We start from the raw sequence: 25,492 nt of genomic DNA, 5'->3' as shown, positions 1-25,492 counted from the left end.
CTCTGATGGTTTTCCGCATGACCGTCGGATCGAGCGGCCCACGCCGCCGATCCTTGGACTTCATGCTCAATATTGGTCTTCGTAACGCTTGGCGAGGTCTTCGATGTTTTCCGGCGGCCAGTCCGGCACTTCCATGCCGAGGTGCAGGCCCATCGCCGCGAGCACTTCCTTGATCTCGTTCAGCGACTTGCGGCCGAAGTTCGGGGTGCGCAGCATCTCGGCTTCGGTCTTCTGGATGAGATCGCCGATGTAGACGATGTTGTCGTTCTTCAGGCAGTTGGCCGAACGCACCGAAAGCTCGAGCTCGTCCACCTTCTTGAGCAGCGCCGGGTTGAAGGCGAGCTCGGTGACGGCCTCGGTGGCGACTTCCTTCTGCGGCTCGTCGAAATTGACGAACAGGCCAAGCTGGTCCTGCAGGATGCGGGCAGCGAATGCCACCGCGTCCTCGCCCGAGATCGAACCGTCGGTCTCGATGGTCATGGTCAGCTTGTCATAGTCGAGAACCTGGCCCTCGCGGGTGTTCTCGACCTTGTAGGAGACCTTCTTGACCGGCGAATACAGGCTGTCGACCGGGATCAGGCCGATCGGCGCGTCTTCGGCGCGGTTGCGGTCTGCCGGCACGTAACCCTTGCCGGTGTCGACTGTGAATTCCATACGGATTTCAGCGCCCTCGTCCAGCGTGCAGATGACGTGGTCGGGGTTGAGGATCTCGACGTCGCCAACCGTCTGGATGTCGCCAGCCAGAACCGCACCCGGGCCCTGCTTGCGAACGACCATGCGCTTGGGACCATCGCCTTCCATGCGGATGGCGATTTCCTTGATGTTGAGGACGATGTCGGTCACGTCCTCACGCACGCCGGCAATCGACGAGAATTCATGCAGAACGCCGTCGATCTGCACGGCGGTGACAGCCGCACCGCGCAGCGAAGACAAAAGCACGCGGCGCAGCGCGTTGCCGAGCGTCAGGCCGAAGCCACGCTCGAGCGGCTCGGCGACCAGCGTGGTCAGCGTCTTCTTCTTCGACGAGAACTCGATCTTGTTCGGCTTGATCAGTTCCTGCCAATTTTTCTGGATCATGATGCTTTCCTTCCGTTGACCCGCCACCATCCAATCGTGGCGGGCGACCTGGAGTGCCGTGGAGGAGCGCCTTGAGGCGCTCACGCGGCGTTCGGTAATGTCTTAGACGCGGCGCTTCTTACGCGGGCGGCAGCCATTGTGCGGGATCGGCGTCACATCACGGATCGAAGTGATGGTGAAGCCGGCCGCCTGCAGGGCGCGAAGCGCCGATTCACGACCGGAGCCGGGTCCGCAGACCTCGACTTCGAGCATGCGCATGCCGTGTTCCTGGGCCTTCTTGGCGACGTCTTCGGCAGCCATCTGGGCGGCGAACGGGGTCGACTTGCGCGAACCCTTGAAGCCCTGGGCACCGGCCGACGACCAGGCAATGGAATTGCCCTGCGCGTCGGTGATGGTGATCATCGTGTTGTTGAAGGTCGAATTGACGTGGGCAACGCCCGACGAGATGTTCTTGCGTTCGCGACGGCGAACACGAGCGGCTTCCTTGGCCATGATAGTCCTTTCAGTTGATCTCTACACCGCCGTAATGCCAGCGGCTCCACCTTTGAAAGCGAGTAGTGAATAGGGACTAGCGAATAGGGACCCCTACTCGCTAATGGCTACTCGCTCACTTACTTCTTCTTGCCGGCGATCGACTTGGCCGGGCCCTTGCGGGTGCGTGCATTGGTGTGCGTGCGCTGGCCGCGAACCGGCAGCGAACGGCGGTGACGCAGACCGCGGTAGCAGCCGAGGTCCATGAGACGCTTGATGTTCATCGACACTTCGCGGCGCAGGTCGCCTTCGACCTGGTAGTCGCGGTCGATGGTCTCGCGGATCTGCAGCACTTCCGCGTCGGTCAACTGGTTGACGCGGCGCTCGGCCGGGATGCCGACCTTGTCGACGATCTCCTGGGCGAACTTCTTGCCAATGCCGTGAATGTACTGAAGCGCAATGACGACGCGCTTGTTGGTCGGAATGTTGACGCCGGCTATACGAGCCATATTCTTCTCTTCTCCATGTGGGACCGGCCGGCCTTCAAAACAAGGCATGCGCGGCGCTGTTCAAATTACCCCGCGTCCGGTGGAGGCCGGCCCTTGCGGGAGTTCCCTAGTTTCAATGCGGCTGCCTTGCCCTTGCGGACAAGCAAGCCTCATGCCTGATAGGAAGACGGGCCGCCATAACCCAGCGAACCGTTCCAGTCAAGCGCAATCTTTACTTTACCGTAACGGTCTCCCGCGTCACCGCCGCGAGCAGCGCTTCAATCTCCGCCGTCACGGTGTCGACAGGAGCCATGCCGTCGACACTCCTAAGCGAGCGTTTGGCGTAATAATAGCCGATCAGCGGCGCCGTCTTCTTGTAATATTCCCGCAGGCGCTCTTCGAACACCACCGGATTGTCGTCCTTGCGCACCGGCTGTCCGGCGGCCTTGGCGTCGTCGGCGCGCTTGACGATGCGGCCGACCAACGCTTTGTCGTCGACGACGAACTCGATCACGGCATCGAGGCCAATGCCGCGCTCGGCGAGCATCGATTCAACCGCATCAGCCTGCACCAGCGTGCGCGGATATCCGTCGAGGATGAAACCGTTGGTGCAATCGGGCTGGTCGATGCGCTCGGCCACGATCGCGTTGACGATGGCGTCGGAAACCAGCTCGCCGGCATCCATCACCGCCTTGGCGCGCTTGCCGACTTCAGTGCCGGCCTGTACGGCGGCCCGCAGCATGTCGCCCGTCGACAGCTGCGGTATGCCGTATTTTTCTACCAGTCTTTGTGCTTGCGTCCCCTTGCCCGCTCCTGGCGGCCCAAGCAATATCAATCTCATCTGGCCTTCTTCCCCCCGCGCAGCTTCGACTTCTTGATCAGGCCCTCATACTGGTGCGCGATCAGGTGACCCTGGATCTGCGCCACCGTATCGAGGGTTACACTGACCACGATCAGAAGCGATGTGCCACCGAGGTAGAATGGTACGCCAGTCGCCGAAATCAGGAACTCGGGCAGCAGGCACACCAGCACCAGATAGATGGCGCCGACGACGGTGATGCGCGTCAGGACATAGTCGATGTAATCGGCGGTGCGCTCACCCGGACGGTAGCCCGGAATGAACCCGGAATGCTTCTTGAGCTGGTCCGCGGTGTCCTTCGGATTGAACACGATGGCCGTGTAGAAGAAGGCGAAGAACACGATCATTGCCGCATAGAACAGCATGTAGAGCGGCTGGCCGTGGCCGAGCGAGGCGAGCACGGTGCTTGCCCATGCCGGCAGGTTTGTCGTCTGCGAGAAGCCAGCGACCGTTGCCGGCAGCAAAAGCAGCGACGACGCGAAGATCGGCGGAATGACGCCCGACGTGTTGAGCTTCAGCGGCAGATGCGAGGTATCGCCCTGGAACATGCGGTTGCCGACCTGGCGCTTCGGATACTGGATCAGCAGGCGGCGCTGCGCGCGCTCGAAGAACACGATCAGCGCGATGACGATGATGGCCAGCACGATGATCGCGAGTATCAGCCCGGTCGATAGGGCGCCGGTGCGGCCGAGCTCCAGCGTGCCGGAGATGGCGCGCGGCAGGCCAGCGACGATGCCGGAGAAAATGATCAGCGAAATGCCGTTGCCGATGCCGCGGGCGGTGATCTGCTCGCCCAGCCACATCAGGAACATGGTGCCGCCAACCAGCGTGACGACGGTCGAGATGCGGAAGAACATGCCGGGATCGTTGACGATGCCGTTGCCGCCTTCCAGGCCCACTGAAATGCCGTAGGCCTGCACCAGCGCCAGGAGTACCGTGCCGTAGCGCGTGTACTGGTTGATGACCTTGCGGCCCTGCTCGCCTTCCTTTTTCAGCGCTTCCAGCGACGGAATGACCGAGGTCATCAGCTGCATGATGATGGAGGCTGAGATATAAGGCATGATGCCGAGCGCGAAGATCGCCATGCGCTGCACGGCGCCGCCGGCGAACATGTTGAACATGCCGAGCACGCCCTTGGCCTGCGAAGAGAAGGCCTGCGCGAATGCATCCGGATTGATGCCGGGCAGCGGGATATAGGTGCCGAGGCGATAGACGAGCAGCGCGCCGACGGTGAACCAGATTCGCTTCTTCAGGTCCTCCGCCTTGGCGAAAGCCGCAAAATTCAGATTCGAGGCTAGTTGTTCAGCAGCCGAAGCCATGCCTGATTCTCCGCTAGAGCATGATGCCGAAAAGTGTGAAGCGGTTTTCGGACAACGTCATGCGCTACTTCTTTGATTTGTATGTCACGCTCGATGCCCGCAGCTCAGGCGGCGCGTGGCACCGAAGCTCACGAGATAAGCTCCGGGCTCTAAACATGCAAGCGGCCGCGTTGACGCGGCCGCCTAATTGATCGGATCAAAGCGCAATCGTGAACAAAAACGGATACCGTTCCTGCCGACCGCGCTTCAAATTGCCGTTACTCCGCTGCCGCTTCCGGCAGCTTGACCGAACCGCCGGCCTTTTCGATCTTCTCGATCGCGGCCTTGGAGGCGCCGGCGACGTCGAAGGCAAGCTTTGCCTTGAGCTCGCCGTCCGAGAGGATGCGCACGCCGTCCTTGACGCGGCGGATGACGCCGGCGGCAACGAGTGCCTCGGCCGTCACGGTCGCCTTGGCGTCGAGCTTCTTGGCATCGAGCGCCGTCTGGATACGAGCCAGCGACACGACGACAAAGCTCTTGGCGAAGATGTTATTGAAGCCACGCTTCGGCAGGCGCCGATAGAGCGGCATCTGGCCGCCCTCGAAGCCGTTGATGGCAACGCCGGAGCGCGCCTTCTGGCCCTTGACGCCGCGACCGCCGGTCTTGCCCGAGCCGGAGCCGATGCCACGGCCGAGACGCTTCTTGGAGTGCGTCGCGCCGTCCTTGTCACGCAGATCGTTGAGTTTCATCTGGGTTCTCCTGCGCTTTTGCTCAGCCCTCGTCCACGACGCGGACGAGATGCTGGACGGCAGCGATCATGCCGCGCACCGAGGGAGTGTCCTCCAGCGTGCGCTGCTTGTGCATCTTGTTGAGGCCGAGGCCGACCAGCGTTGCGCGCTGTTCCTTCGGGCGGCGGATCGGCGAACCGATCTGCTCAACGGTGATGGTCTTGGTTGCTTTCTTGGCCATGGTCAAAATCCCTGGTCAGATCGACTATTCTTCAGCCGCAACGGCGGTGCCGCGGCGGGCCTGAAGGGTCGAATACTTGATGCCGCGCGCAGCAGCCACATCCTTGGGATGCATCTGGCTCTTCAGCGCGTCGAATGTGGCACGAACCATGTTGTAGGGGTTCGACGAACCCATCGACTTGGCGACCACGTCATGCATGCCGAGCGTCTCGAAGACAGCGCGCATCGGGCCGCCGGCGATGATGCCGGTACCCTGCTTGGCAGCGCGCAGCAGCACGCGTCCGGCGCCCCAGCGTCCTTCGACGTCGTGGTGCAGCGTGCGGCCCGAGCGCAGCGGCACGAAAATCATGTCGCGCTTGGCCGACTCGGTTGCCTTGCGGATCGCTTCCGGCACTTCGCGCGCCTTGCCGTGACCGAAGCCGACACGGCCCTTCTGGTCGCCGACGACGACGAGTGCTGCAAAACCGAAGCGACGGCCGCCCTTGACGACCTTGGCGACACGGTTGATGTGGACGAGCTTGTCCACCATGCCGTCATCGCGTTCTTCACGATCGCGGCCGCGGCCGCCATCCCTACGTTCCTGTGCCATATCCTGTTCCTTGTTTTTTTCCGGAAGCACGGTTGCTGATAAGATCCGGTGCGCCTCTTTGGGTCACCGGGGGCGAATTATTTTTCCTTGCATGATCTTGTCCGAAAAGTCTGCAACTTTTTGCTGCGCTGACCTTCGGTTCGGGAACAGGCAATTAGAAGCTCAGACCGCCTTCACGGGCAGCCTCGGCCAGCGCCTTGACGCGGCCGTGATAGATGTAGGCGCCGCGGTCGAAGACGACTTCCTTGACGCCGGCCTTCGAAGCACGCTCGGCGATCAGCTTGCCGATCGCAGCCGCAGCCTCGGTGTCGGCACCGGTCTTGAGCGAACCCTTGATGTCCTTCTCGAGCGTCGATGCAGCCGCGATGGTGTGGCCCTTGGCGTCGTCGATGACCTGCACGTAAATGTTCTTCGACGTGCGGTGGACCGAAAGACGCGGGCGCTCGCCGGCGACCTTCTTGATCTGACGGCGAACGCGGTGCGCGCGGCGCTGGATGGATTCCTTGGTAGCCATGATAGTCTTCCTTGCCTTCAAAAAACGGGGGCCGCCATGTGCGGTAGGCGAAAGCGCCTCCCGCGACCGCTCCCCGCGGCGTTGCACTTCTTTGGCTTGGCCTTTTCCGAAAAGTCTGCAACTTTTCGGGGCCAGGCCTACTACTTCTTCTTGCCTTCCTTGCGGACGATCTTCTCGCCGGCATAGCGGACACCCTTGCCCTTGTAGGGCTCGGGACCGCGATACTCGCGAATCTCGGCGGCAACCTGGCCGACCTGCTGCTTGTCGATGCCGGTCACGGTGATTTCCGTCGGCTTCGGCACAGTGATCGTGATGCCGGCCGGCGTCTCGTAAACGACGTCGTGGCTGAAGCCAAGCGCCAGCTGCAGGTTCTTGCCCTGAAGTGCCGCGCGATAGCCGACGCCGGTGATCTCGAGCTTCTTCTCGAAACCGTCCTTGACGCCCTGCAGGATGTTGACGATCTGCGTGCGCGACATGCCCCACTTGGAGCGGGCGGTCTTGGTCTGGTCGCGCGGCTGGACAGCGATTTCGCTGCCTTCCATCTTGACCAGCACTTCGTCGTTCACCACGAACTTCAGCTCGCCCTTGGGGCCCTTCGCCGTCACGGTCTGGCCGTTGACGGTCGCGGTCACGCCCTGCGGCAGCGAAACGGGTTTCTTTCCAATACGAGACATTTGGTTGTCCTCGTCACTTCTCTTGTTTCAGGTCTGCCGAATTAGAAAATCTGGCAGAGGATTTCGCCGCCGACATTCTGTTCGCGTGCTTCGTGATCGGCCATCACGCCCTTCGGCGTCGAAAGGATGGCGATGCCGAGGCCGTTGGCGACGTGCGGGATCGACTTGGCCGAAACGTAAACGCGGCGGCCAGGCTTCGAGACGCGGGCGATTTCGCGCACGACCGGAGCACCGTCGAAATACTTCAGCTCGATTTCGATTTCGGACTTGCCGTTGTCGAAGTCGGTCTGGCTGTAGTCGCGGATATAGCCTTCAGCCTTCAGCACGTCGAGGACGCGGGTACGCAGGCGCGACGCCGGCGTCGAAACGCTCGACTTCTTACGGCCATACGCGTTGCGGATGCGGGTCAGCATATCGCCGAGAGGATCGCTCAATGACATGTTATGTCCTCCTTACCAGCTCGACTTGACCAGGCCCGGGATCTGGCCATTATTGCCGAGATCACGAAGCGCGATGCGCGATACTTTGAGCTTGCGATAATAGGCGCGCGGACGGCCGGTAACTTCGCAGCGGTTGCGGATGCGGATCTTGGCCGAGTTGCGCGGCAGGGCAGCAAGCTTCAGCTGAGCGCGGAAACGCTCTTCCATCGGCTTGGACTGGTCCATGATGATCGCCTTGAGCGCTGCGCGCTTGGGACCGTACTGGTCGGCAAGCTTGCGGCGCCTGTTGTTCTTCTCGACTGAGCTGGTCTTTGCCATTTCAGATTTTTCCTTTTCTCGCTGCCGTTACTGGCGGAAGGGGAAGTTGAAGGCCTTGAGCAATGCCCTGGCTTCGTCGTCCGTCTTCGCAGTCGTACAAACGATGACGTCCATGCCCCAGATCTGATCAACCTTGTCGTAGTTGATCTCCGGGAACACGATGTGTTCCTTGATGCCCATGGCGTAGTTGCCACGGCCATCGAAGCTCTTCGGATTCAGTCCGCGAAAGTCGCGGACGCGCGGCAGTGCGATGTTCACGAGACGGTCGAGGAACTCGTACATGCGTTCCTTGCGCAGCGTGACCTTGGCGCCGATCGGCATCTTCTCGCGGACCTTGAAGCCGGCGATCGAATTACGGGCGCGGGTGACGACGGCCTTCTGGCCGGCGATCATCGCCAGGTCTTCGGCCGCGATCGAAGGCTTCTTCGAATCCGCGGTCGCTTCGCCGACGCCCATGTTCAGCACGATCTTGTCGATGCGCGGAACCTGCATCTCGTTCTCGTAGCCGAACTGCTCCTGCAGCGCCTTGCGGATGGTCTCGTTGTAGACCTGCTTGAGGCGCGGCGTGTTCTGGGCCTTGGACTGTTTGCTTTCAGCCTTGGGCTTCGTGGTTTGAGCCTTAGCCATTGATGACTTCTCCCGAGCGCTTGGCGACGCGCACCTTCTTGCCGTCCTTCTGGAAGATGAAGCCGACGCGGGTCGGCTTGCCATCCTTGGGGTCGGCGAGCGCGATGTTCGACAGCTGGATCGGCGCTTCCTTGGTGATGATCCCGCCCTCTTGGGACTGGGACTGCTTCTGGTGACGACGGATCATGTTGACGCCGCGCACCAGCGCGGTGTCTTCCTTCGGCTGAACCGAGAGGACTTCGCCCGAACGGCCCTTGTCCTTGCCGGCCAGCACGACGACCTTGTCGCCTTTTCTAATCTTTTGCATTGGTCCGGCTCCTTACAGCACTTCAGGCGCGAGCGAGATGATCTTCATGTGGTTCTTGGCGCGGAGTTCGCGCGGAACCGGTCCGAAGATACGCGTGCCGATCGGCTCTTTCTTGTTGTCGACGAGAACGGCCGCGTTCTTGTCGAAACGGATCACGCTGCCGTCCGGGCGGCGGATGTCCTTGGCCGTGCGAACCACGACCGCCTTCATCACATCGCCCTTCTTAACGCGGCCGCGCGGAATGGCTTCCTTGATCGACACCACGATGATGTCGCCTACGGAAGCGTATTTCCGCTTCGAGCCGCCCAGCACCTTGATGCACATGACACGACGGGCGCCGGAATTATCCGCGACGTCGAGGTTTGTTTGCATCTGAATCATGACTGGCCGCCTTCTTCTCTTCTAACGGGACGGGCTCAAAGCCCCTCCCCGGTCTGTCCAAAATTCGGTTTGTTACGCCTGGTCCGAAGACACGACGATCCAGCGCTTGTCCTTGGAAATCGGCTTCGATTCCTGGATGAACACCTGATCGCCGACCTTGTGGGCGTTGTTCTCGTCGTGCGCCTTGTACTTCTTGGTCATGCGCACGGTCTTCTTCATCACGGGATGCGTGAAGCGCCGTTCGACCTTGACGACTACCGTCTTCTCGTTCTTGTCGCTGACGACAGTGCCCTGCAGAATGCGCTTTGGCATGATTTTCGTCCTTAAGCCTTCTTGGCCGCGGACTTTTCCGCAGCGATGGTCTTGATACGCGCAATGTCCTTGCGAACCTGCCGCACGCGCGCGGTCTTCTCGAGCTGGCCGGTGGCCTTCTGGAAGCGCAGGTTGAACTGCTCCTTCTTCAGGCTGGCCAGATCGTCGGTCAGCTGGTCCTGGGTCTTGGTCCGGATGTCTTCGGCTTTCATGATCAGCCCGTCCTTATTCTGCGATGCGCTGTACGAAGCGCGTCCTGACCGAGAGCTTGGCCGCGCCGAGACGCAGCGCCTCACGGGCGGTTTCTTCGTTGACGCCGTCGATCTCGAACATGATGCGGCCCGGCTTGACGCGCGCCGCCCAGTAATCGACAGCGCCCTTGCCCTTGCCCATGCGCACTTCGGTCGGCTTCGACGTCACCGGCACATCAGGGAAAATACGGATCCACACGCGGCCGGCACGCTTCATCTCACGAGTGATCGCGCGGCGGGCCGCCTCGATCTCACGCGCGGTGACGCGGTTCGGCTCCAGCGCCTTCAGCCCGAAACCACCGAAATCCAGGTTGGTGCCGCCCTTTGCGGTACCATGGATACGGCCCTTGAACTGCTTGCGGAACTTTGTGCGCTTTGGCTGCAGCATCGTTCTAACTCCAAATTCCTAAATAATCAGGCGTTTTCGCGACGACGACCGCGTTCGCGATCACCACCACCGCCATGCGCAGCATCACCCTCGGTCGCGCGACGCTCCGAAGCCATCGGATCGTGCTCGAGGATTTCGCCCTTGAACACCCAGACCTTGACGCCGCAGATGCCGTAAGCCGTATGCGCTTCGGCCGTGCCATAGTCGACATCGGCGCGCAGCGTATGCAGCGGCACGCGGCCTTCGCGGTACCATTCCATGCGTGCAATCTCGGCGCCGCCGAGACGGCCGGCGCAGTTGATGCGGATGCCTTCGGCGCCCAGGCGCATCGCCGACTGAACGGCGCGCTTCATGGCGCGGCGGAACGCGATACGACGCTCGAGCTGCTGGGCGATCGACTGGGCGACCAGGGTTGCGTCGATTTCCGGCTTGCGCACTTCAACGATGTTCAAGTGCGTCTCGGACTTCGTCATCTCCATCAGCTTCTTGCGAAGCTTTTCGATGTCGGCGCCCTTCTTGCCGATGATCAGGCCCGGGCGCGCCGCATGGATGGTGACGCGGCACTTCTTGTGCGGGCGCTCGATCACGACCTTGGAAATCGCAGCCTGCTTGAGTTCCTTTTCAAGATATTTGCGGATCTTGATGTCCTCATGCAGCAGCTTGCCGTACTCGCCGGTGTTCGCGAACCAGCGCGAATCCCAGGTGCGGTTGATGCCGAGGCGCAGACCGATCGGATTGACTTTCTGACCCATTATGCGGCCTCCCCTTTTTCTTCGACTTCACGAACGACGATCGTGAGGTGCGAGAACGGCTTTTCTATACGGCTGGCGCGACCGCGGCCACGAGCATGGAACCGCTTCATGACGATCGACTTGCCGACATAGGCTTCCGCCACGATCAGTGCATCGACGTCGAGGTCGTGGTTGTTTTCCGCGTTGGCGATCGCCGATTCCAGCGTCTTCTTGACCGTGCCGGAAATCCGCTTGGCCGAGAATTCGAGATCGGAAAGCGCTGTCGCGACCTTCTTGCCGCGGATCAGCGCGGCAACCAGGTTCAGCTTCTGCGGGCTGATACGGATCGTGCGCAGAACGGCGCGCGCTTCGTTGTCAGCAAGCCTGCGCGGAGCTTTGGCCTTGCCCATGATTATTTCCTCTTCGCCTTCTTATCCGCGCCGTGACCGTAATAGGTCCGGGTCGGAGCGAATTCACCGAACTTGTGACCGACCATGTCCTCGTTCACCGAGACGGGAACATGCTTCTGGCCGTTGTAGACACCGAAGGTGAAGCCGACGAACTGCGGCAGGATGGTGGAGCGACGGCTCCACATCTTGATCACCTCATTGCGACCACCTTCACGAACCTTGTCCACCTTCTTGAGAAGGTAGCCGTCGATGAAGGGGCCTTTCCAAATAGAACGAGTCACTTGGCGTTACCTCTTCTTAGCTCTTGCGCTGATGGCGCGAGCGCAGGATGAACTTGTCGGTCGCCTTGTTGGACCGCGTCTTCTTGCCCTTGGTCGGCTTTCCCCACGGGCTGACCGGATGACGGCCACCGGAGGTGCGGCCTTCACCACCGCCATGCGGATGGTCGACCGGGTTCATGGTCACGCCGCGATTGTGCGGGCGCTTGCCGCGCCAGACCGTGCGGCCGGCCTTGCCGTCGTTGATGTTGCCGTGGTCGGGGTTCGACACGGCGCCGACGGTGGCCATGCAGGAGCCGTGAACGACCCGCTGCTCGCCCGAGTTGAGGCGCAGGATCGCCATGCCCTGGTCGCGACCGACCAGCTGTCCGTAGCCACCTGCCGAGCGGGCAACCTGGGCGCCCTTGCCCGGCTTCAGCTCGATGTTATGGACGATCGTGCCGACCGGCATCGAGGCCAGCGGCATCGCATTGCCTGGCTTCACGTCGACCGATTCACCGGCCACGATCTTGTCGCCGGCGGCAAGGCGCTGCGGAGCGATGATGTAGGACAGCTCGCCATCGTCATACTTGATCAGCGCGATGAAGGCGGTGCGGTTCGGATCGTATTCAATGCGCTCGACCGTGCCGACGACGTCGAACTTGCGGCGCTTGAAGTCGATGATGCGGTACGAACGCTTATGACCGCCGCCGATGAAGCGGGCCGTGATGCGGCCGTGATTGTTGCGGCCGCCCGACTTGGTCAGGCCTTCGGTCAGTCCCTTGACGGGCTTGCCCTTGTAGAGGCCCGAGCGGTCGACGATGACCAACTGGCGGGTGCTCGGCGTTACCGGGTTGAATTTTTTAAGTGCCATGTTTGTTGTCCTCGCGGCCTAGCTCAGAGACCCGTCGCGACGTCGATCGACTGGCCGTCGGCCAGTGTCACGATCGCCTTCTTGACGTCGCTCTGGCGGCCGATCGTGCCGCGGAAGCGCTTGATCTTGCCCTTGCGGACAAGCGTGTTCACGGCCGTAACCTTGACGCCAAACAGCGCTTCGACAGCGGCCTTGATTTCCGGCTTCGACGCCTTCTTGGCGACGTTGAAAACAACCTGGTTGTTCTCGGAAGCCATGGTCGACTTTTCCGTGATCGCCGGCGAGACGATCACGTCGTAATGACGGAGGTCGGTCATTTAAAGCGCTCCTCGAGAGCCTCGACGGCGGCCTTCGAAAGGACCAGCGTGCCGCGGCGCAGAATGTCGTAGACGTTGATGCCCTGGATGGGCAGCACGTCGATGTTCGGGATGTTGGTCGCCGCCAGCTTGAAGTTCTGGTCAAGCTCGGCACCGCCGATCACCAAGGCGTTGGTCAGGCCCAGTGTCGCGAAATTCGCGATCAGCGCCTTCGTCTTGGCCTCGGTCAGCTTCAGCTCGTCGATGATGATGATCGACGCGCTCTTGGCCTTGGCCGAGAGAGCATGCCGCAAGCCCAGAGCGCGCACCTTCTTCGGCAGATCGTGCTCGTGGCTGCGAACGACCGGGCCGTGGGCCTTGCCGCCGCCGCGGAACTGCGGAGCGCGTGCCGAATGGTGACGGGCGCGGCCCGTACCCTTCTGCTTGTACATCTTGGCGCCGGTGCGCGCGATTTCGGCGCGGCCCTTGGCCTTGTGCGTGCCCTGCTGCCGTTTGGCCAGCTGCCAGCGCACGACGCGCTGCAGGATGTCCTCGCGCGGATCAAGGCCGAAAATCTCCTCGGAGAGTTTCACCTTGCCGGCGTCCTTGCCGCCAAGCGTTGTGATCTTGAGATCCATTATTCTGCTCCCTCTGCGGCCGGAGCCTCGTTCTTGGCGCCACTCTCGGCGGCAACGGCGCGGATCGCGGCAGGCTTCGGCGCGTTGGCCGGCAGTGCCACCTTGGCCGCATCGCGGACCAGGATCCAGGCGCCCTTCGATCCGGGAACCGCACCGCGGATCAGGATCAGGCCGCGGTCGGCGTCGGTCGAAACGATCTCGACATTCTGTGTGGTGACGCGGGTGTCGCCCATGTGGCCAGCCATATGCTTGCCCTTGAACACTTTGCCCGGGTCCTGACGCTGGCCGGTCGAACCGTGCGTACGGTGCGAAACCGAGTTACCGTGCGTCGCGCGGCCACCACCCATGTGATGGCGCTTGATGACGCCCTGGAAACCCTTGCCGATCGTCGTGCCCGTCACATCGACCTTCTGGCCGGCGACGAAGTGCTCGACGGTGATCTCGGCGCCGACATCGATCATGTTGTCGGCGGAGACGCGGAACTCGGCGACCTTCGCCTTCGGCTCGACGGAAGCGGTCGCGAAATGGCCGCGCATCGCCTTCGACGTGTTCTTCACCTTGGCAAGGCCAACGCCGAGCTGGACGGCGGTATAGCCGTTCTTCTCCTGCGTGCGCTGAGCCACGACCTGGCAGTTCTCCATCTGGAGAACGGTGACGGGAACATGTTCCCCGGCATCATTATAGATGCGGGTCATTCCCACCTTCTTTGCAATCACACCTGAACGCATCGGTTCAATTCCTTTAGAGTTCCGGGCCAGGGGCACCGCCCCTTACCGCGCTCTCATTCCCTTAGAGCTTGATCTCGACGTCGACACCGGCGGCCAGATCGAGCTTCATCAAAGCATCGACCGTCTGCGGGGTCGGATCGACGATGTCGAGCAGACGCTTGTGCGTGCGCATCTCGAACTGCTCGCGGCTCTTCTTGTCGACGTGAGGCGACCGGTTGACCGTGAACTTTTCGATCCGCGTCGGCAGCGGAATGGGGCCGCGGACGTTTGCTCCGGTGCGCTTGGCCGTCGACACGATTTCTTTCGTCGAGGCGTCAAGCACGCGGTGATCAAACGCCTTCAGGCGGATGCGGATATTCTGTCCGTTCATGCGTCACTTCCTTGTTCTGGCGCGGCGCGGGCAAATCCTGCGCCCGCGACAGATCGGTTTAAGTCCAAATTACTCTTTGATGGTGACGACGATGCCGGCACCGACGGTACGGCCGCCTTCACGGATGGCGAAGCGCAGCTTCTCTTCCATGGCGATCGGCACGATCAGCTCGACATCGACCGTGATGTTGTCGCCGGGCATAACCATTTCCGTGCCTTCCGGCAGCGACACGATGCCGGTCACGTCGGTCGTGCGGAAGTAGAACTGCGGACGGTAGTTGGTGAAGAACGGCGTGTGACGGCCACCTTCGTCCTTGGTCAGGATGTAGGCTTCGGCCACGAACTTCTTGTGCGGCTTCACCGTACCGGGCTTGGCCAGAACCTGGCCGCGCTCGACGCCTTCACGATCAACGCCGCGCAGCAGCGCGCCGATGTTGTCGCCGGCCTGGCCCTGATCGAGCAGCTTGCGGAACATCTCGACGCCCGTGCAGGTCGTCTTGGTCGTCGGACGGATGCCGATGATTTCCAGTTCCTCGCCGACCTTGACGATGCCGCGCTCGACGCGGCCGGTCACGACCGTGCCACGGCCCGAGATCGAGAACACGTCTTCGATCGGCATCAGGAACGGCTTGTCCAGCGGACGAACAGGCGTCGGGATATAGGCATCGACCGCAGCCATCAACTCGCGGATCGCATCTTCGCCGATGGTCTTGTTGGAATCTTCCAGAGCAGCCAGCGCCGAACCCTTGACGATCGGAATGTCGTCGCCGGGGAACTCGTTCTTCGACAGAAGCTCGCGAACCTCGAGCTCGACCAGTTCGAGCAGCTCGGCATCGTCGACCTGGTCGACCTTGTTCAGGAACACCACGATCGACGGCACGCCGACCTGACGGGCAAGCAGGATGTGCTCGCGGGTCTGCGGCATCGGGCCGTCGGCGGCCGACACCACCAGGATCGCGCCGTCCATCTGCGCAGCGCCCGTGATCATGTTCTTCACATAGTCGGCGTGGCCGGGGCAGTCGACATGGGCGTAGTGGCGCGCTGCCGTCTCGTATTCGACGTGCGCCGTCGAAATCGTGATGCCGCGGGCCTTCTCTTCGGGCGCCGCATCGATCTGGTCGTAGCGCTTGTACTCGCCAAAATACTTCGTGATCGCCGCCGTCAGCGACGTCTTGCCATGATCGACGTGGCCAATCGTGCCAATGTTCACATGAGGCTTGTTACGCTCGAATTTACCTTTTGCCATGTGATGTCTCCAATCTGCTCGCCCGTACGGGCCTTGAATTAAGTTACCGATGCAACCCGTTCAGGTTACGCGTATTTCTTCTGGACTTCCTGGGCGACCGCGGTCGGCACAGGCTCATAGTGATCGAACTGCATCGTGTAGGCCGCGCGGCCCTGGCTCATCGAGCGCAGGTTGTCGACGTACTTGAACATGTTGGCCAGCGGCACCATCGCGTTGATGACGACAGCCACGCCACGCGCTTCCTGGCCCTGGATCTGGCCGCGACGGCCGTTCAGGTCGCCGATGACGCTGCCGACATAGTCTTCCGGGGTCACGACTTCGACCTTCATGATCGGCTCGAGCAGCTGCACGCCAAGCTTGGGTGCGGCTTCACGGAAGCAGGCGCGGCCGGCGATTTCGAACGCCAGGACGCTGGAGTCCACATCGTGGTAAGCGCCGTCGATAAGCGTCGCCTTGACGCCGATCATCGGGAAGCCCGCGAACGGACCCGACGACATGACGCTGTTGATGCCCTTTTCGACACCCGGGATGTATTCCTTGGGAACCGCACCGCCGACGATCTTGGTCTCGAACTCGAACTCCGAGCTTTCCGGGTTCGGTTCGAACACGATCTTGACGCGGGCGAACTGACCGGTACCGCCGGTCTGCTTCTTGTGGGTGTAGTCCTGCTCGTGCCTGCGGGTGATCGTCTCGCGGTAAGCCACCTGCGGCGCGCCGACATTGGCCTCGACCTTGAACTCGCGGCGCATGCGGTCGACGATGATGTCGAGGTGAAGCTCGCCCATGCCCGAAATGATGGTCTGGCCGCTTTCCTCGTCGGTCTTGACGCGGAAGGACGGATCCTCGGCGGCCAGGCGGTGAAGGGCGAGGCCCATCTTTTCCTGGTCGTTCTTGGTCTTCGGCTCGATGGCGATCTGGATGACCGGATCGGGGAATTCCATGCGCTCGAGGATGACCGGGTGCAGCGGATCGCTGAGCGTGTCGCCGGTGGTCGTGTCCTTGAGGCCAGCCAGAGCGACGATGTCGCCGGCAAAGGCTTCTTCGACGTCGGCGCGCGAATTCGCATGCATCTGCAGCATGCGGCCGATGCGCTCTTTCTTGCCCTTGACGGTGTTGTCGACCGAGATGCCCTTGGTCAGCTTGCCCGAATAGATGCGGGCAAAGGTCAGCGAGCCGACGAACGGGTCGTTCATGATCTTGAAGGCCAGCATCGACAGCGGCTCGTTGTCGTCGGCATGACGCTCGATCTCGGCGTCGGTCTTGGCGTCGACGCCCTTGATGGCGGGAACATCGGCCGGCGACGGCAGGTATTCGACGACGGCGTCGAGCAGCGGCTGCACGCCCTTGTTCTTGAAGGCCGAGCCACAGAACATCGGGTAGAACTTGACCGCGATGGTGCCCTTGCGGATCAGCGCGCGGATCTCGTCATTCGACGGCATCTTGCCTTCGAGGTAATTCTCGAGTGCCGTCTCGTCCATTTCGACAGCGGCTTCGATCATCTTCTCGCGGTATTCTTCGGCGCGAGCCTGCAGGTCGGCCGGGATCTCGACGACGTCCCAGGCAGCGCCCAGCGTCTCGTCGCGCCAGACCAGCGCGTTCATCTCGACGAGATCGACGACACCCTTGAACTCGGTCTCGGCGCCGATCGGCAACTGCATGACGACGGCATGCGCACCAAGACGCGAGCCGATCATCTCGACCGAGCGGTAGAAGTCGGCGCCGATCTTGTCCATCTTGTTGCAGAAGATCATGCGCGGAACTTTATACTTGTCGGCCTGGCGCCAGACAGTCTCGGTCTGCGGCTCGACACCGGCATTGGCATCGAGCAGCGCAATGGCGCCGTCGAGCACGCGCAGCGAACGCTCGACTTCGATGGTGAAGTCGACGTGTCCGGGAGTGTCGATGATGTTGAAGCGGTACATCTTGCCGCTGCGACCCTTCCAGAAGGTCGTGGTGGCGGCGGACGTGATCGTGATGCCGCGTTCCTGCTCCTGCTCCATCCAATCCATTGTGGCAGCGCCGTCGTGGACTTCGCCGATCTTGTGCGACTTGCCCGTGTAATAGAGGACGCGCTCGGTGGTCGTCGTCTTGCCGGCGTCAATATGCGCCATGATACCGAAATTGCGGTAGTCTTCGATTTTATATTCGCGGGCCATCTTGGATGCCTTCTCAGTCTCGTTCGCGCTTTACCAGCGGTAGTGTGCGAAAGCGCGGTTGGCTTCTGCCATCTTGTGGGTGTCTTCACGCTTCTTCACGGCGGTGCCGCGGTTGTTGGCCGCGTCCATCAGCTCGCCGGAGAGGCGGTCGACCATGGTGGTCTCGTTGCGGTTGCGGGCCGCGGCGATCAGCCAGCGGATCGCCAGGGCCTGACGGCGCTCGGGGCGCACATCGACCGGAACCTGGTAGGTAGCGCCGCCGACGCGGCGCGACCGGACTTCCACATGCGGCGCGACATTGTCGAGCGCCTGATGGAAGACGGTGACCGGCTCCTGCTTGGTCTTCGACTGAACCTGGTCGAGCGCACCGTAGACGATGGTCTCGGCAACCGACTTCTTGCCGTCATACATAACGGCGTTCATGAACTTGGTAACGATCAGATCGCCGAACTTCGGGTCCGGATTGATCTCACGCTTTTCTGCACTGTGACGACGCGACATGGCTTTTGTCTCTCAATCTCGTAGCCCGACGCATTCAAGCAGCGCCAGGGCCGGAAAATCTTACTTCGGACGCCCCTTACTTCGGACGCTTGGCGCCGTACTTCGAACGGCGCTGCTTGCGGTTCTTCACGCCCTGCGTGTCGAGCACGCCGCGGATGATGTGGTAGCGCACGCCCGGAAGATCCTTGACGCGGCCGCCGCGGATCATGACCACGGAGTGTTCCTGAAGGTTGTGGCCTTCGCCGGGGATGTAGCCGATCACTTCAAAGCCGTTGGTCAGGCGGATCTTGGCCACCTTGCGCAGTGCCGAGTTCGGCTTCTTCGGCGTCGTTGTATAGACGCGCGTGCAGACGCCCCGCTTCTGCGGGTTCTGCTGCATGGCCGGGACCTTGTTGCGCTTCACCGGCGCAATGCGCGGCTTGCGGATCAGCTGGTTGACGGTAGGCATTAAACCCTCTTGTCTCTCAATTCCGTGTCTCGCCCGGTCAGGGCCGCTCAAAGCGCCAATTCCATACGCAAATTCGGGCCATAAACCGCGCCTCGCGGTCCTGCCCGAACAAAATGCAGAGGAAGCGGGAACCGCTTCATGCGCGCCGGAAATGTCTTTTCGCTCGTAAAACGAACCCTGTTTGAGGCAAACTCCAAAGCGTGTCGCTTCGGAAGGGAGAGCCTCACATCGGTTCTGACTGGGCGGCTTCTACTCGCAAGACCGTGAACCGTCAACCCCGGCACGCCAAATATTGCGCGCCAAACCGGGCGTGGCAGCCATGCGAAAACCGCATGTAATTTTCTTTCGCCGTTTTGCAATGGCAAGGAAGAAAGTAACCGGTCAGGCACGAAAGTGACCGGCTTTTGGCTGTCCTGCACCGGCGCTTCATGGCAAAAGGCGGCATGGACAGCCCGAAACCCCTCGCCCGCCCGAGTCTCAAGAGGAATCAGCCCGTGAACGACAATGAGGAGCGCCCGGTGACTATCATCACCGGCCGCGTCTGGAAAAAGAAGGGCGGCAAGCCCGAAGGCGTGCATGTGATGCTGGTTGCACCCGATGACGATTCGGCCGTGCGCCGCGCTCTCGAATCGCTCGCCGCCGAAGGCTATGCCGAGGCAGAGCTCGACCAGATCGGCGATATGGAAGGCGTACCGGACGATGAGCCGCATCTGTCCGCCTTCCAGGGCGCGCTCGAAGGCGAAGTGTCGATCGTGACATTCGAAGTTCCGCTCTGAGTCGCAGGTGCGCTGACGGCTCGCACCTGTCACCACGCCGGCTTGCCCGGCACCGGTTCTCTGCTAAGAACCTGACAAAATCCAAGAACCAAAGTTCCTGCCCGCGGAGTTCCCATGCCTTCGAACAATGACCCCATCAAGCTCGGCATCGTCGGCGTGGGCAAGATCGTGCGCGACCAGCATCTGCCGGCGGTGGCCAAGGATGCAGATTACCGCCTCATCGCCGCCGCCAGCCGGCACGGCAAGGTGGAAAACATCCCCAACTTCCCAACCATCGAAGCAATGCTCGACGGGGTGCCAGACCTCGAGGCCGTGTCGCTCTGCATGCCGCCGCAATTCCGCTACGACGCGGCTCGCACCGCGTTGATGGCAAAAAAGCATGTCTTCCTGGAAAAGCCGCCGGGCGCCACCGTCAGCGAGGTCGAGGACCTGAAGCGGCTGGCGGACGCCAATGGAGTCACCCTGTTCGCCAGCTGGCATTCGCGCTACGCGCCGGCGGTGGAAGCCGCGCGGACTTTTCTGAAATCAGCCAAAATCAGCTCGGCGGCAATCGTCTGGAAAGAAGACGTCCGCCGCTGGCACCCGAACCAGGACTGGATCTGGGCGCCGGGCGGATTCGGCGTCTTCGATCCAGGCATCAACGCGCTGTCGATCGTGACCCACATCCTGCCGGCGATGTTCATCACCTCGGCGGTGCTCGACTTTCCCGAAAACCGCGCCTCACCTGTCGCGGCCCACGTCAACTTCCGCACCTCGGACGGTTTGCCGATCACGATGGAACTCGACTGGCTGCAGACAGGACCACAGAGCTGGGACATCCTGGCCGACACCGACAAGGGCAAGATGGTGCTGTCCGGAGGCGGCACCAAGCTCGCCATCGACGGCAAGGTGGTTCACGACGAGCCGGAGGCCGAATATCCCCAGCTTTACCGGCGCTTCGCTGAAATCGTACGCGACGGCGTCTCCGATGTCGATTTGGCACCCCTGCAGCACGTGGCCGACGCCTTCATGCTCGGCAAGCGCAATGTGGTGGAAGCGTTCTTCGATTGAGCGATGAGTTCTGCCGGACCGCAGTCCGGACACTCGCCATGCAGCCTTACTCGACGATCGCAATCGCAAACCCGTCATAGCCTTTGGCGCCGACGGTCTGGATGGCGGTGCCGTCCAGGCGCTTGTCGCCGCCGATGAAGGAAAACGCACCGCGTGCGCCTTCGACATAGGCATCACGGCCATCGTCGTTGAGCACGGTGCCGTCGCGGATGACATTGTCGCAGATGATGACCGTCCCCGGCCGCGACAGGCGCATGGCCCATGACAGATAATTCGGGTTGTTCGGCTTGTCCGCGTCGATGAAGATCAGATCGAACGGACCGGCATTTTCGGCAGCCAGCGTCTCAAGCGACTGAAGCGCGGGGCCGATCCTGAGTTCGACCTTGTCCGACACCCCTGCCCGCTCAAGATTCGAGTGCGCGACTTTTGCATGATGCGGCTCGAGTTCGAGCGTCACGATCTTGCCGCCGACGGGCAATCCCCTTGCCATCCAGATGGTCGAGTAGCCGCCAAGCGTGCCGATCTCCAGCACCTTCCTGGCGCCGCTGATGCGGACCAGCAGCGACAGCAGCTTGCCCTGCGCCGGCGATACGTCGATGGCCGGCAGGCCCTGGTCGCGGTTGGCCGCAAGCACCGCTTCGAGGATGGGATCTGCTTCGAAGAGAGAGGAAACGATGTAGTCGTCGACGTCAGTCCAAACCTTCTTGCTCATGTTTTCCTCGATTCGATTAGGGGTCAAAACGCGAAAAGGGGCCGCTGGGGCCCCCTTCCTTCTTCTCGTCCTACCGCGCTTACTGCGCGGCGTTGACCATGTCGGTCAGCATCGGCTCGGCGACCTCGACACCGGAGGCCTTGCGGCGCTCGTCGATGATCAGTTCGTCGCGCGAGGTGGCGATGCGCCGGATCTGGCTCATCGTGCCGCCGGTACCGGCCGGGATCAGCCGGCCGACGATGACGTTTTCCTTCAGGCCCTGCAGCATGTCGGTCTTGCCGGCAACCGCAGCTTCGGTCAGCACCCTGGTCGTCTCCTGGAAGGAGGCGGCCGAGATGAAGGACGGCGTCTGCAGCGAGGCCTTGGTTATGCCCAGCAGCACTGGCTGGCCTTCGGCCGGCTTCTTGCCGTCCTCGACCAGGCGCTCGTTGACCTCTTCCAGTTCGATCACGTCGACGTGGTCGCCCGGAATGTAGGTCGAGTCGCCCTGCACCGTGATCTCGACCTTCTGCAGCATCTGGCGAACGATCACCTCGATATGCTTGTCGTTGATCGACACGCCCTGCAGACGGTAGACTTCCTGGATTTCGTTCACGAGGTAGGAAGCAAGTGCTTCCACGCCCTTGATCGCCAGGATGTCGTGCGGCGCCGGATTGCCGTCGAGGATGTAGTCGCCCTTCTCGATGACGTCGCCGTCCTGGAGATGGAACGGCTTGCCCTTCGGGATCAGGTATTCGACCGGCTCAAGCGTCGAGTCATGCGGCTCGATGATGATGCGGCGCTTGTTCTTGTAGTCGCGGCCGAAGCGGATCGTGCCATCGATCTCTGCGATGATGGCGTGATCCTTCGGACGACGTGCCTCGAACAGTTCGGCAACACGCGGCAGACCACCGGTGATATCCTTGGTCTTGGCGCTTTCCATCGGGATACGCGCCAAAACGTCGCCGGGACGAACCTGCGAACCCGGCTCGACCGAAAGAATGGCCTCGACCGAGAGCAGGAAGCGGGCGTCGCCGCCCTTCGACAGCTTGCCGACCTTGCCCTTGGGGTCAAGGATCGCGATCGCCGGCTTGAGGTCGTTGCCGCGTGGCGTCGAGCGCCAGTCGATGACCTCGCGCTTGGTGATGCCGGTCGATTCGTCGGCCGTTTCCTGAACGGAAATGCCGTCGACCAGATCCTCGTACGACACCTTGCCCTCGATTTCGGTAAGGACAGGGCGGGTATAGGGATCCCATTCGGCGATACGCTGGCCCCGCTTCACCTTGTCGCCATCGTCCACGAAGATGCGCGAACCATAGGTAAGGCGATGCGAGGCACGCTCCTTGCCGGCTTCGTCGAGGATCAGCACCGCCATGTTGCGGCCCATGACCATCTGCTGGCCGTCCGAGTTGCGCACCACGTTGCGGTTGCGGATCTCGACCTTGCCCTCATACGAGGCTTCAAGGAACGAGCTGTCCACCACCTGCGCCGTACCGCCCATGTGGAAGGTACGCATGGTGAGCTGGGTGCCCGGCTCGCCGATCGACTGCGCCGCGATGACGCCGACGGCTTCGCCCTGGTTGACCGGGGTGCCGCGGGCAAGATCGCGTCCGTAGCAGACCGCGCACACGCCGATCCTGACCTCGCAGGTCAGTGCCGAGCGAATGCGGACCGACTGCACGCCGGCCTTTTCGATCTTTTCCACGTCACGTTCGTCCATCAGCGTTCCGGCCTTGACCAGAACTTCGCCCGAAACCGGATGCGTGATGTCGTCGAGCGAGGTGCGGCCCAGCACGCGCTGACCGACCGAAGCAACGACCTGACCGGCATCGACGATCGGCTGCATGGTGAGGCCCTTGTCGGTGCCGCAATCCACGGAGTTGACGATGCAGTCCTGCGCCACGTCGACCAGACGACGGGTGAGGTAGCCCGAGTTCGCCGTCTTCAAGGCGGTGTCGGCCAGACCCTTGCGGGCGCCGTGGGTCGAGTTGAAGTACTCGAGCACGGTCAGGCCTTCCTTGAAGTTCGAGATGATCGGCGTCTCGATGATTTCACCCGAGGGCTTTGCCATCAGGCCGCGCATGCCGGCGAGCTGACGCATCTGGGTGGGCGAACCACGCGCACCCGAATGCGACATCATGTAGATCGAGTTCATCGGCTTTTGACGGCCACTGTCCTCGAACTCGACGGCCTTGATGCGGGCCATCATCTCGTCGGCGACCTTTTCCGAGCACTTGGCCCAGGCGTCGACGACCTTGTTGTACTTCTCGCCCTGCGTGATCAGGCCGTCATTGTACTGCTGCTCGTATTCCTTGGCCAAAGCCTCGGTGTCGGAAACCAGCTTGATCTTGGCGTCCGGGATCAGCATGTCGTCCTTGCCGAACGAAATGCCGGCGCGGCAGGCGTGGCTGAAGCCGAGGGCCATGATGCGGTCGCAGAAAATGACCGTCTCCTTCTGACCGCAGTGGCGGTAGACGGTGTCGATCATCTTGGAGATGTTCTTCTTGGTCATCTCCTGGTTGGCCGTCTCGTAAGGCACATTGACGTTCTTCGGCAGCAGCTCGCCGATGATCATGCGGCCAGGCGTGGTGTCGTAGATTTTCGACACGACCTTGCCTTCGGCGTCGACCGTGCGGAAACGACCCTTGATCTTGGAGTGCAGCGTCACCGCCTTGGTCTCGAGCGCGTGCTGGAGTTCGCCCATGTCGGCAAACACCATGCCTTCGCCCGGCTCGTTCTGATTGACGATCGAGAGATAGTAGAGACCCAGGACCATGTCCTGCGAAGGCACGATGATCGGCGCGCCGGAAGCCGGGTGCAGGATGTTGTTGGTCGACATCATCAGCACGCGGGCTTCAAGCTGCGCTTCCAACGAGAGCGGCACGTGAACGGCCATCTGGTCGCCGTCGAAGTCGGCGTTGAAGGCCGTGCAGACCAGCGGATGCAGCTGGATCGCCTTGCCTTCGATCAGGATCGGCTCGAACGCCTGGATGCCGAGGCGGTGCAGCGTCGGTGCACGGTTCAACAGCACCGGATGCTCGCGGATGACCTCGTCGAGGATATCCCAGACTTCCGGACGCTCCTTCTCGACCAGCTTCTTGGCCTGCTTGACGGTCGAGGAGAACCCCTTGGCGTCGAGGCGGGCGTAGATGAACGGCTTGAACAGTTCGAGCGCCATCTTCTTCGGCAGGCCGCATTGGTGCAGCTTGAGCTCCGGACCGGTGACGATGACCGAACGGCCCGAATAGTCGACGCGCTTGCCGAGCAGGTTCTGGCGGAACCGGCCCTGCTTGCCCTTCAACATGTCGGACAGCGACTTCAGCGGACGCTTGTTGGCGCCGGTGATGACGCGGCCGCGACGGCCGTTGTCGAACAGCGCATCGACGGCTTCCTGCAGCATGCGCTTTTCATTGCGCACGATGATGCCGGGGGCGCGCAGCTCGATCAGCCGCTTCAGACGGTTGTTGCGGTTGATGACGCGGCGATAGAGATCGTTCAGGTCGGACGTCGCGAAACGTCCACCATCCAGAGGAACCAGCGGGCGCAGGTCCGGCGGGATCACCGGAACCACCTTCATGATCATCCATTCCGGACGGTTGCCGGACTCCATGAAGTTCTCGACGACCTTGAGTCGCTTCAGATACTTCTTCTGCTTCAGCTCGGACGTGGTCGAAGCCAGTTCCGAACGCAGGTCGCCGGCGATCTTCTCCAGGTCCATGCCGGCCAGAAGGTCATGAATGGCCTCGGCGCCGATCATGGCGGTGAACGAATCCTCGCCATACTCGTCGACGGCGATCATGTACTCTTCCTCGCTGAGCAGCTGGTGCTCCTTCAGCGCGGTTAGGCCAGGCTCGGTGACGATGTAGTTCTCGAAGTAGAGGACGCGCTCGATGTCCTTCAGGGTCATGTCGAGCAGCGTGCCGATGCGCGACGGCAGCGACTTCAGGAACCAGATGTGAGCGACAGGTGCCGCCAGCTCGATGTGGCCCATGCGCTCGCGGCGAACGCGCGACAGCGTGACTTCGACGCCGCACTTTTCGCAGATGACGCCCTTGTACTTCATGCGCTTGTACTTGCCGCACAGGCATTCATAGTCCTTGATCGGGCCAAAAATGCGCGCGCAGAACAGACCGTCACGCTCCGGCTTGAAGGTGCGGTAGTTGATGGTCTCCGGCTTCTTGATCTCGCCGAACGACCAGGACAGAATCTTCTCAGGGCTGGCGAGCGATATCCGGATGGAATCGAACACCTGCGCCGGCGCCTGCGGATTGAAGAGATTCATGACCTCTTGGTTCATGCCGTTCTCCTTTTCGGGGTCCTCGAAAACCCCTTGCATCTAACGCGGGCCAAATGCCCGCT

At 61.8% G+C, this 25,492-nt stretch carries 34 protein-coding genes; 2 read left to right on the top strand and 32 right to left on the bottom strand.

Annotated features, from left to right (window positions below; all coding sequences use genetic code 11):
- Nucleotides 1–66: 66 nt before the first annotated feature.
- The 30 genes from NL532_RS17300 to rpsL form a co-directional block, all read right to left on the bottom strand.
- Nucleotides 67–1,077 carry a DNA-directed RNA polymerase subunit alpha gene (locus NL532_RS17300; RefSeq protein ID WP_023682599.1) on the bottom strand — a complete coding sequence of 337 codons (1,011 nt, stop codon included), beginning with the start codon at nt 1,075–1,077 and terminating at the stop codon, nt 67–69.
- Nucleotides 1,078–1,179: 102 nt separating this feature from the next.
- Nucleotides 1,180–1,569: a 30S ribosomal protein S11 gene (gene rpsK / locus NL532_RS17295; RefSeq protein WP_006205444.1), complete on the bottom strand. Its 390-nt coding sequence runs from the start codon at nt 1,567–1,569 to the stop codon at nt 1,180–1,182.
- A gap of 119 nt (nt 1,570–1,688) precedes the next feature.
- Entirely contained in the window at nt 1,689–2,057 is a 369-nt protein-coding gene (gene rpsM / locus NL532_RS17290; protein ID WP_006205445.1) for a 30S ribosomal protein S13, read from the bottom strand.
- Nucleotides 2,058–2,268: 211 nt separating this feature from the next.
- Nucleotides 2,269–2,877, bottom strand: coding sequence for an adenylate kinase (locus NL532_RS17285; protein ID WP_023701778.1), 609 nt, complete (start codon nt 2,875–2,877; stop codon nt 2,269–2,271).
- The gene (gene secY, locus NL532_RS17280; protein ID WP_023672761.1) at nt 2,874–4,214 is read right to left on the bottom strand and encodes a preprotein translocase subunit SecY; all 1,341 of its coding nucleotides are present in this window, start codon (nt 4,212–4,214) and stop codon (nt 2,874–2,876) included. The genes NL532_RS17285 and secY overlap by 4 nt, the downstream gene beginning before the upstream one ends.
- A 257-nt stretch (nt 4,215–4,471) precedes the next feature.
- On the bottom strand, nt 4,472–4,942 hold the full coding sequence (rplO, locus tag NL532_RS17275) for a 50S ribosomal protein L15 (RefSeq protein WP_023672760.1): 471 nt from the start codon (nt 4,940–4,942) through the stop codon (nt 4,472–4,474).
- Nucleotides 4,943–4,964: 22 nt separating this feature from the next.
- Complete coding sequence (rpmD, locus tag NL532_RS17270) at nt 4,965–5,162, bottom strand: 50S ribosomal protein L30 (RefSeq protein WP_006205449.1); 198 nt, start codon at nt 5,160–5,162, stop codon at nt 4,965–4,967.
- Between the two features lie 24 nt (nt 5,163–5,186).
- Complete coding sequence (gene rpsE, locus NL532_RS17265) at nt 5,187–5,750, bottom strand: 30S ribosomal protein S5 (RefSeq protein ID WP_006333394.1); 564 nt, start codon at nt 5,748–5,750, stop codon at nt 5,187–5,189.
- A gap of 154 nt (nt 5,751–5,904) precedes the next feature.
- Nucleotides 5,905–6,264: a 50S ribosomal protein L18 gene (rplR, locus tag NL532_RS17260; RefSeq protein WP_023829994.1), complete on the bottom strand. Its 360-nt coding sequence runs from the start codon at nt 6,262–6,264 to the stop codon at nt 5,905–5,907.
- Between the two features lie 140 nt (nt 6,265–6,404).
- Entirely contained in the window at nt 6,405–6,938 is a 534-nt protein-coding gene (rplF, locus tag NL532_RS17255; RefSeq protein ID WP_023682603.1) for a 50S ribosomal protein L6, read from the bottom strand.
- Nucleotides 6,939–6,979: 41 nt separating this feature from the next.
- A complete protein-coding gene (gene rpsH, locus NL532_RS17250; RefSeq protein WP_006205453.1) occupies nt 6,980–7,378 on the bottom strand; it encodes a 30S ribosomal protein S8 in 399 nt (132 codons plus the stop codon).
- A gap of 12 nt (nt 7,379–7,390) precedes the next feature.
- On the bottom strand, nt 7,391–7,696 hold the full coding sequence (rpsN, locus tag NL532_RS17245; RefSeq protein WP_010909282.1) for a 30S ribosomal protein S14: 306 nt from the start codon (nt 7,694–7,696) through the stop codon (nt 7,391–7,393).
- Between the two features lie 27 nt (nt 7,697–7,723).
- On the bottom strand, nt 7,724–8,323 hold the full coding sequence (gene rplE, locus NL532_RS17240; RefSeq protein ID WP_023672755.1) for a 50S ribosomal protein L5: 600 nt from the start codon (nt 8,321–8,323) through the stop codon (nt 7,724–7,726).
- Complete coding sequence (gene rplX, locus NL532_RS17235; protein WP_013531428.1) at nt 8,316–8,630, bottom strand: 50S ribosomal protein L24; 315 nt, start codon at nt 8,628–8,630, stop codon at nt 8,316–8,318. The genes rplE and rplX overlap by 8 nt, the downstream gene beginning before the upstream one ends.
- A gap of 12 nt (nt 8,631–8,642) precedes the next feature.
- Nucleotides 8,643–9,011, bottom strand: coding sequence for a 50S ribosomal protein L14 (gene rplN, locus NL532_RS17230; protein WP_006205457.1), 369 nt, complete (start codon nt 9,009–9,011; stop codon nt 8,643–8,645).
- A 72-nt stretch (nt 9,012–9,083) separates the two neighbouring features.
- Nucleotides 9,084–9,323: a 30S ribosomal protein S17 gene (gene rpsQ, locus NL532_RS17225; RefSeq protein ID WP_010909280.1), complete on the bottom strand. Its 240-nt coding sequence runs from the start codon at nt 9,321–9,323 to the stop codon at nt 9,084–9,086.
- Nucleotides 9,324–9,334: 11 nt separating this feature from the next.
- Entirely contained in the window at nt 9,335–9,535 is a 201-nt protein-coding gene (gene rpmC, locus NL532_RS17220; RefSeq protein WP_006205459.1) for a 50S ribosomal protein L29, read from the bottom strand.
- A 13-nt stretch (nt 9,536–9,548) separates the two neighbouring features.
- A complete protein-coding gene (gene rplP, locus NL532_RS17215; protein WP_006205460.1) occupies nt 9,549–9,962 on the bottom strand; it encodes a 50S ribosomal protein L16 in 414 nt (137 codons plus the stop codon).
- Nucleotides 9,963–9,988: 26 nt separating this feature from the next.
- Nucleotides 9,989–10,714 carry a 30S ribosomal protein S3 gene (gene rpsC, locus NL532_RS17210; protein WP_023672753.1) on the bottom strand — a complete coding sequence of 242 codons (726 nt, stop codon included), beginning with the start codon at nt 10,712–10,714 and terminating at the stop codon, nt 9,989–9,991.
- Nucleotides 10,714–11,103 carry a 50S ribosomal protein L22 gene (rplV, locus tag NL532_RS17205; protein ID WP_006205462.1) on the bottom strand — a complete coding sequence of 130 codons (390 nt, stop codon included), beginning with the start codon at nt 11,101–11,103 and terminating at the stop codon, nt 10,714–10,716. Before rplV ends, rpsC begins: the two co-directional genes overlap by 1 nt.
- A 2-nt stretch (nt 11,104–11,105) precedes the next feature.
- Nucleotides 11,106–11,384 (bottom strand): 30S ribosomal protein S19, encoded by a 279-nt coding sequence (gene rpsS / locus NL532_RS17200; protein ID WP_006205463.1) that lies wholly within the window; start codon nt 11,382–11,384, stop codon nt 11,106–11,108.
- Nucleotides 11,385–11,400: 16 nt separating this feature from the next.
- Nucleotides 11,401–12,234, bottom strand: a complete 834-nt coding sequence (gene rplB / locus NL532_RS17195; RefSeq protein WP_023706515.1) for a 50S ribosomal protein L2 — start codon at nt 12,232–12,234, stop codon at nt 11,401–11,403.
- 23 nt (nt 12,235–12,257) lie between these two features.
- Entirely contained in the window at nt 12,258–12,551 is a 294-nt protein-coding gene (locus NL532_RS17190) for a 50S ribosomal protein L23 (RefSeq protein ID WP_023672751.1), read from the bottom strand.
- On the bottom strand, nt 12,548–13,168 hold the full coding sequence (rplD, locus tag NL532_RS17185; protein ID WP_023672750.1) for a 50S ribosomal protein L4: 621 nt from the start codon (nt 13,166–13,168) through the stop codon (nt 12,548–12,550). Before rplD ends, NL532_RS17190 begins: the two co-directional genes overlap by 4 nt.
- Entirely contained in the window at nt 13,168–13,896 is a 729-nt protein-coding gene (rplC, locus tag NL532_RS17180; protein WP_023682606.1) for a 50S ribosomal protein L3, read from the bottom strand. The genes rplD and rplC overlap by 1 nt, the downstream gene beginning before the upstream one ends.
- A gap of 61 nt (nt 13,897–13,957) precedes the next feature.
- The gene (gene rpsJ, locus NL532_RS17175) at nt 13,958–14,266 is read right to left on the bottom strand and encodes a 30S ribosomal protein S10 (RefSeq protein WP_010909272.1); all 309 of its coding nucleotides are present in this window, start codon (nt 14,264–14,266) and stop codon (nt 13,958–13,960) included.
- A 69-nt stretch (nt 14,267–14,335) separates the two neighbouring features.
- The gene (tuf, locus tag NL532_RS17170; RefSeq protein WP_023723394.1) at nt 14,336–15,511 is read right to left on the bottom strand and encodes an elongation factor Tu; all 1,176 of its coding nucleotides are present in this window, start codon (nt 15,509–15,511) and stop codon (nt 14,336–14,338) included.
- Nucleotides 15,512–15,576: 65 nt separating this feature from the next.
- Nucleotides 15,577–17,667 carry an elongation factor G gene (fusA, locus tag NL532_RS17165; RefSeq protein ID WP_023667430.1) on the bottom strand — a complete coding sequence of 697 codons (2,091 nt, stop codon included), beginning with the start codon at nt 17,665–17,667 and terminating at the stop codon, nt 15,577–15,579.
- Between the two features lie 30 nt (nt 17,668–17,697).
- Nucleotides 17,698–18,168, bottom strand: a complete 471-nt coding sequence (rpsG, locus tag NL532_RS17160; RefSeq protein WP_008875664.1) for a 30S ribosomal protein S7 — start codon at nt 18,166–18,168, stop codon at nt 17,698–17,700.
- Nucleotides 18,169–18,244: 76 nt separating this feature from the next.
- Entirely contained in the window at nt 18,245–18,616 is a 372-nt protein-coding gene (rpsL, locus tag NL532_RS17155; RefSeq protein ID WP_006333356.1) for a 30S ribosomal protein S12, read from the bottom strand.
- A 494-nt stretch (nt 18,617–19,110) separates the two neighbouring features.
- On the opposite strand from rpsL, the gene NL532_RS17150 reads away from it, so the two are divergent.
- Together NL532_RS17150 and NL532_RS17145 are read left to right on the top strand one after the other, a co-directional pair.
- Entirely contained in the window at nt 19,111–19,392 is a 282-nt protein-coding gene (locus NL532_RS17150; protein ID WP_023829547.1) for a transcriptional regulator, read from the top strand.
- 114 nt (nt 19,393–19,506) lie between these two features.
- Complete coding sequence (locus NL532_RS17145; protein ID WP_023829546.1) at nt 19,507–20,442, top strand: Gfo/Idh/MocA family protein; 936 nt, start codon at nt 19,507–19,509, stop codon at nt 20,440–20,442.
- 46 nt (nt 20,443–20,488) lie between these two features.
- Here NL532_RS17145 and NL532_RS17140 read toward each other — a convergent pair whose 3' ends face one another.
- Entirely contained in the window at nt 20,489–21,154 is a 666-nt protein-coding gene (locus NL532_RS17140) for an O-methyltransferase (RefSeq protein WP_023713031.1), read from the bottom strand.
- A 79-nt stretch (nt 21,155–21,233) separates the two neighbouring features.
- Nucleotides 21,234–25,430 (bottom strand): DNA-directed RNA polymerase subunit beta', encoded by a 4,197-nt coding sequence (gene rpoC, locus NL532_RS17135; RefSeq protein WP_023667434.1) that lies wholly within the window; start codon nt 25,428–25,430, stop codon nt 21,234–21,236.
- Nucleotides 25,431–25,492 lie beyond the last annotated feature (62 nt).

Origin of the sequence: Mesorhizobium sp. C120A (genome assembly GCF_030323105.1) — a bacterium.
Classification (GTDB): Bacteria; Pseudomonadota; Alphaproteobacteria; order Rhizobiales; family Rhizobiaceae; genus Mesorhizobium.
The sequence above is the reverse complement of the archived record's forward strand: the minus strand, read 5'-3'. Positions and strand labels throughout refer to the sequence as shown.

Coding starts and splice junctions, on each gene's coding strand:
- rplB (WP_023706515.1), bottom strand. CDS start 12,234: ATGGCACTTAAAAAATTCAACCCGGTAACGCCGAGCACCCGCCAGTTG.
- rpsC (WP_023672753.1), bottom strand. CDS start 10,714: ATGGGTCAGAAAGTCAATCCGATCGGTCTGCGCCTCGGCATCAACCGC.
- rplD (WP_023672750.1), bottom strand. CDS start 13,168: ATGGATCTCAAGATCACAACGCTTGGCGGCAAGGACGCCGGCAAGGTG.
- NL532_RS17190 (WP_023672751.1), bottom strand. CDS start 12,551: ATGACCGACCTCCGTCATTACGACGTGATCGTCTCGCCGGCGATCACG.
- rpmD (WP_006205449.1), bottom strand. CDS start 5,162: ATGGCCAAGAAAGCAACCAAGACCATCACCGTTGAGCAGATCGGTTCG.
- rpsJ (WP_010909272.1), bottom strand. CDS start 14,266: ATGAACGGACAGAATATCCGCATCCGCCTGAAGGCGTTTGATCACCGC.
- tuf (WP_023723394.1), bottom strand. CDS start 15,511: ATGGCAAAAGGTAAATTCGAGCGTAACAAGCCTCATGTGAACATTGGC.
- rpmC (WP_006205459.1), bottom strand. CDS start 9,535: ATGAAAGCCGAAGACATCCGGACCAAGACCCAGGACCAGCTGACCGAC.
- NL532_RS17140 (WP_023713031.1), bottom strand. CDS start 21,154: ATGAGCAAGAAGGTTTGGACTGACGTCGACGACTACATCGTTTCCTCT.
- rpsE (WP_006333394.1), bottom strand. CDS start 5,750: ATGGCACAGGAACGTAGGGATGGCGGCCGCGGCCGCGATCGTGAAGAA.
- rplN (WP_006205457.1), bottom strand. CDS start 9,011: ATGATTCAGATGCAAACAAACCTCGACGTCGCGGATAATTCCGGCGCC.
- rpsG (WP_008875664.1), bottom strand. CDS start 18,168: ATGTCGCGTCGTCACAGTGCAGAAAAGCGTGAGATCAATCCGGACCCG.
- rplF (WP_023682603.1), bottom strand. CDS start 6,938: ATGTCTCGTATTGGAAAGAAACCCGTTTCGCTGCCGCAGGGCGTGACC.
- rplV (WP_006205462.1), bottom strand. CDS start 11,103: ATGGGCAAGGCCAAAGCTCCGCGCAGGCTTGCTGACAACGAAGCGCGC.
- rpsN (WP_010909282.1), bottom strand. CDS start 7,696: ATGGCAAAGACCAGCTCAGTCGAGAAGAACAACAGGCGCCGCAAGCTT.
- rpsQ (WP_010909280.1), bottom strand. CDS start 9,323: ATGCCAAAGCGCATTCTGCAGGGCACTGTCGTCAGCGACAAGAACGAG.
- rpsK (WP_006205444.1), bottom strand. CDS start 1,569: ATGGCCAAGGAAGCCGCTCGTGTTCGCCGTCGCGAACGCAAGAACATC.
- rplX (WP_013531428.1), bottom strand. CDS start 8,630: ATGCAAAAGATTAGAAAAGGCGACAAGGTCGTCGTGCTGGCCGGCAAG.
- rpsL (WP_006333356.1), bottom strand. CDS start 18,616: ATGCCTACCGTCAACCAGCTGATCCGCAAGCCGCGCATTGCGCCGGTG.
- secY (WP_023672761.1), bottom strand. CDS start 4,214: ATGGCTTCGGCTGCTGAACAACTAGCCTCGAATCTGAATTTTGCGGCT.
- rplR (WP_023829994.1), bottom strand. CDS start 6,264: ATGGCTACCAAGGAATCCATCCAGCGCCGCGCGCACCGCGTTCGCCGT.
- rpoC (WP_023667434.1), bottom strand. CDS start 25,430: ATGAACCAAGAGGTCATGAATCTCTTCAATCCGCAGGCGCCGGCGCAG.
- rplE (WP_023672755.1), bottom strand. CDS start 8,323: ATGGCTAAGGCTCAAACCACGAAGCCCAAGGCTGAAAGCAAACAGTCC.
- NL532_RS17285 (WP_023701778.1), bottom strand. CDS start 2,877: ATGAGATTGATATTGCTTGGGCCGCCAGGAGCGGGCAAGGGGACGCAA.
- NL532_RS17300 (WP_023682599.1), bottom strand. CDS start 1,077: ATGATCCAGAAAAATTGGCAGGAACTGATCAAGCCGAACAAGATCGAG.
- NL532_RS17145 (WP_023829546.1), top strand. CDS start 19,507: ATGCCTTCGAACAATGACCCCATCAAGCTCGGCATCGTCGGCGTGGGC.
- rplC (WP_023682606.1), bottom strand. CDS start 13,896: ATGCGTTCAGGTGTGATTGCAAAGAAGGTGGGAATGACCCGCATCTAT.
- fusA (WP_023667430.1), bottom strand. CDS start 17,667: ATGGCCCGCGAATATAAAATCGAAGACTACCGCAATTTCGGTATCATG.
- rplO (WP_023672760.1), bottom strand. CDS start 4,942: ATGAAACTCAACGATCTGCGTGACAAGGACGGCGCGACGCACTCCAAG.
- rplP (WP_006205460.1), bottom strand. CDS start 9,962: ATGCTGCAGCCAAAGCGCACAAAGTTCCGCAAGCAGTTCAAGGGCCGT.
- rpsM (WP_006205445.1), bottom strand. CDS start 2,057: ATGGCTCGTATAGCCGGCGTCAACATTCCGACCAACAAGCGCGTCGTC.
- rpsH (WP_006205453.1), bottom strand. CDS start 7,378: ATGTCATTGAGCGATCCTCTCGGCGATATGCTGACCCGCATCCGCAAC.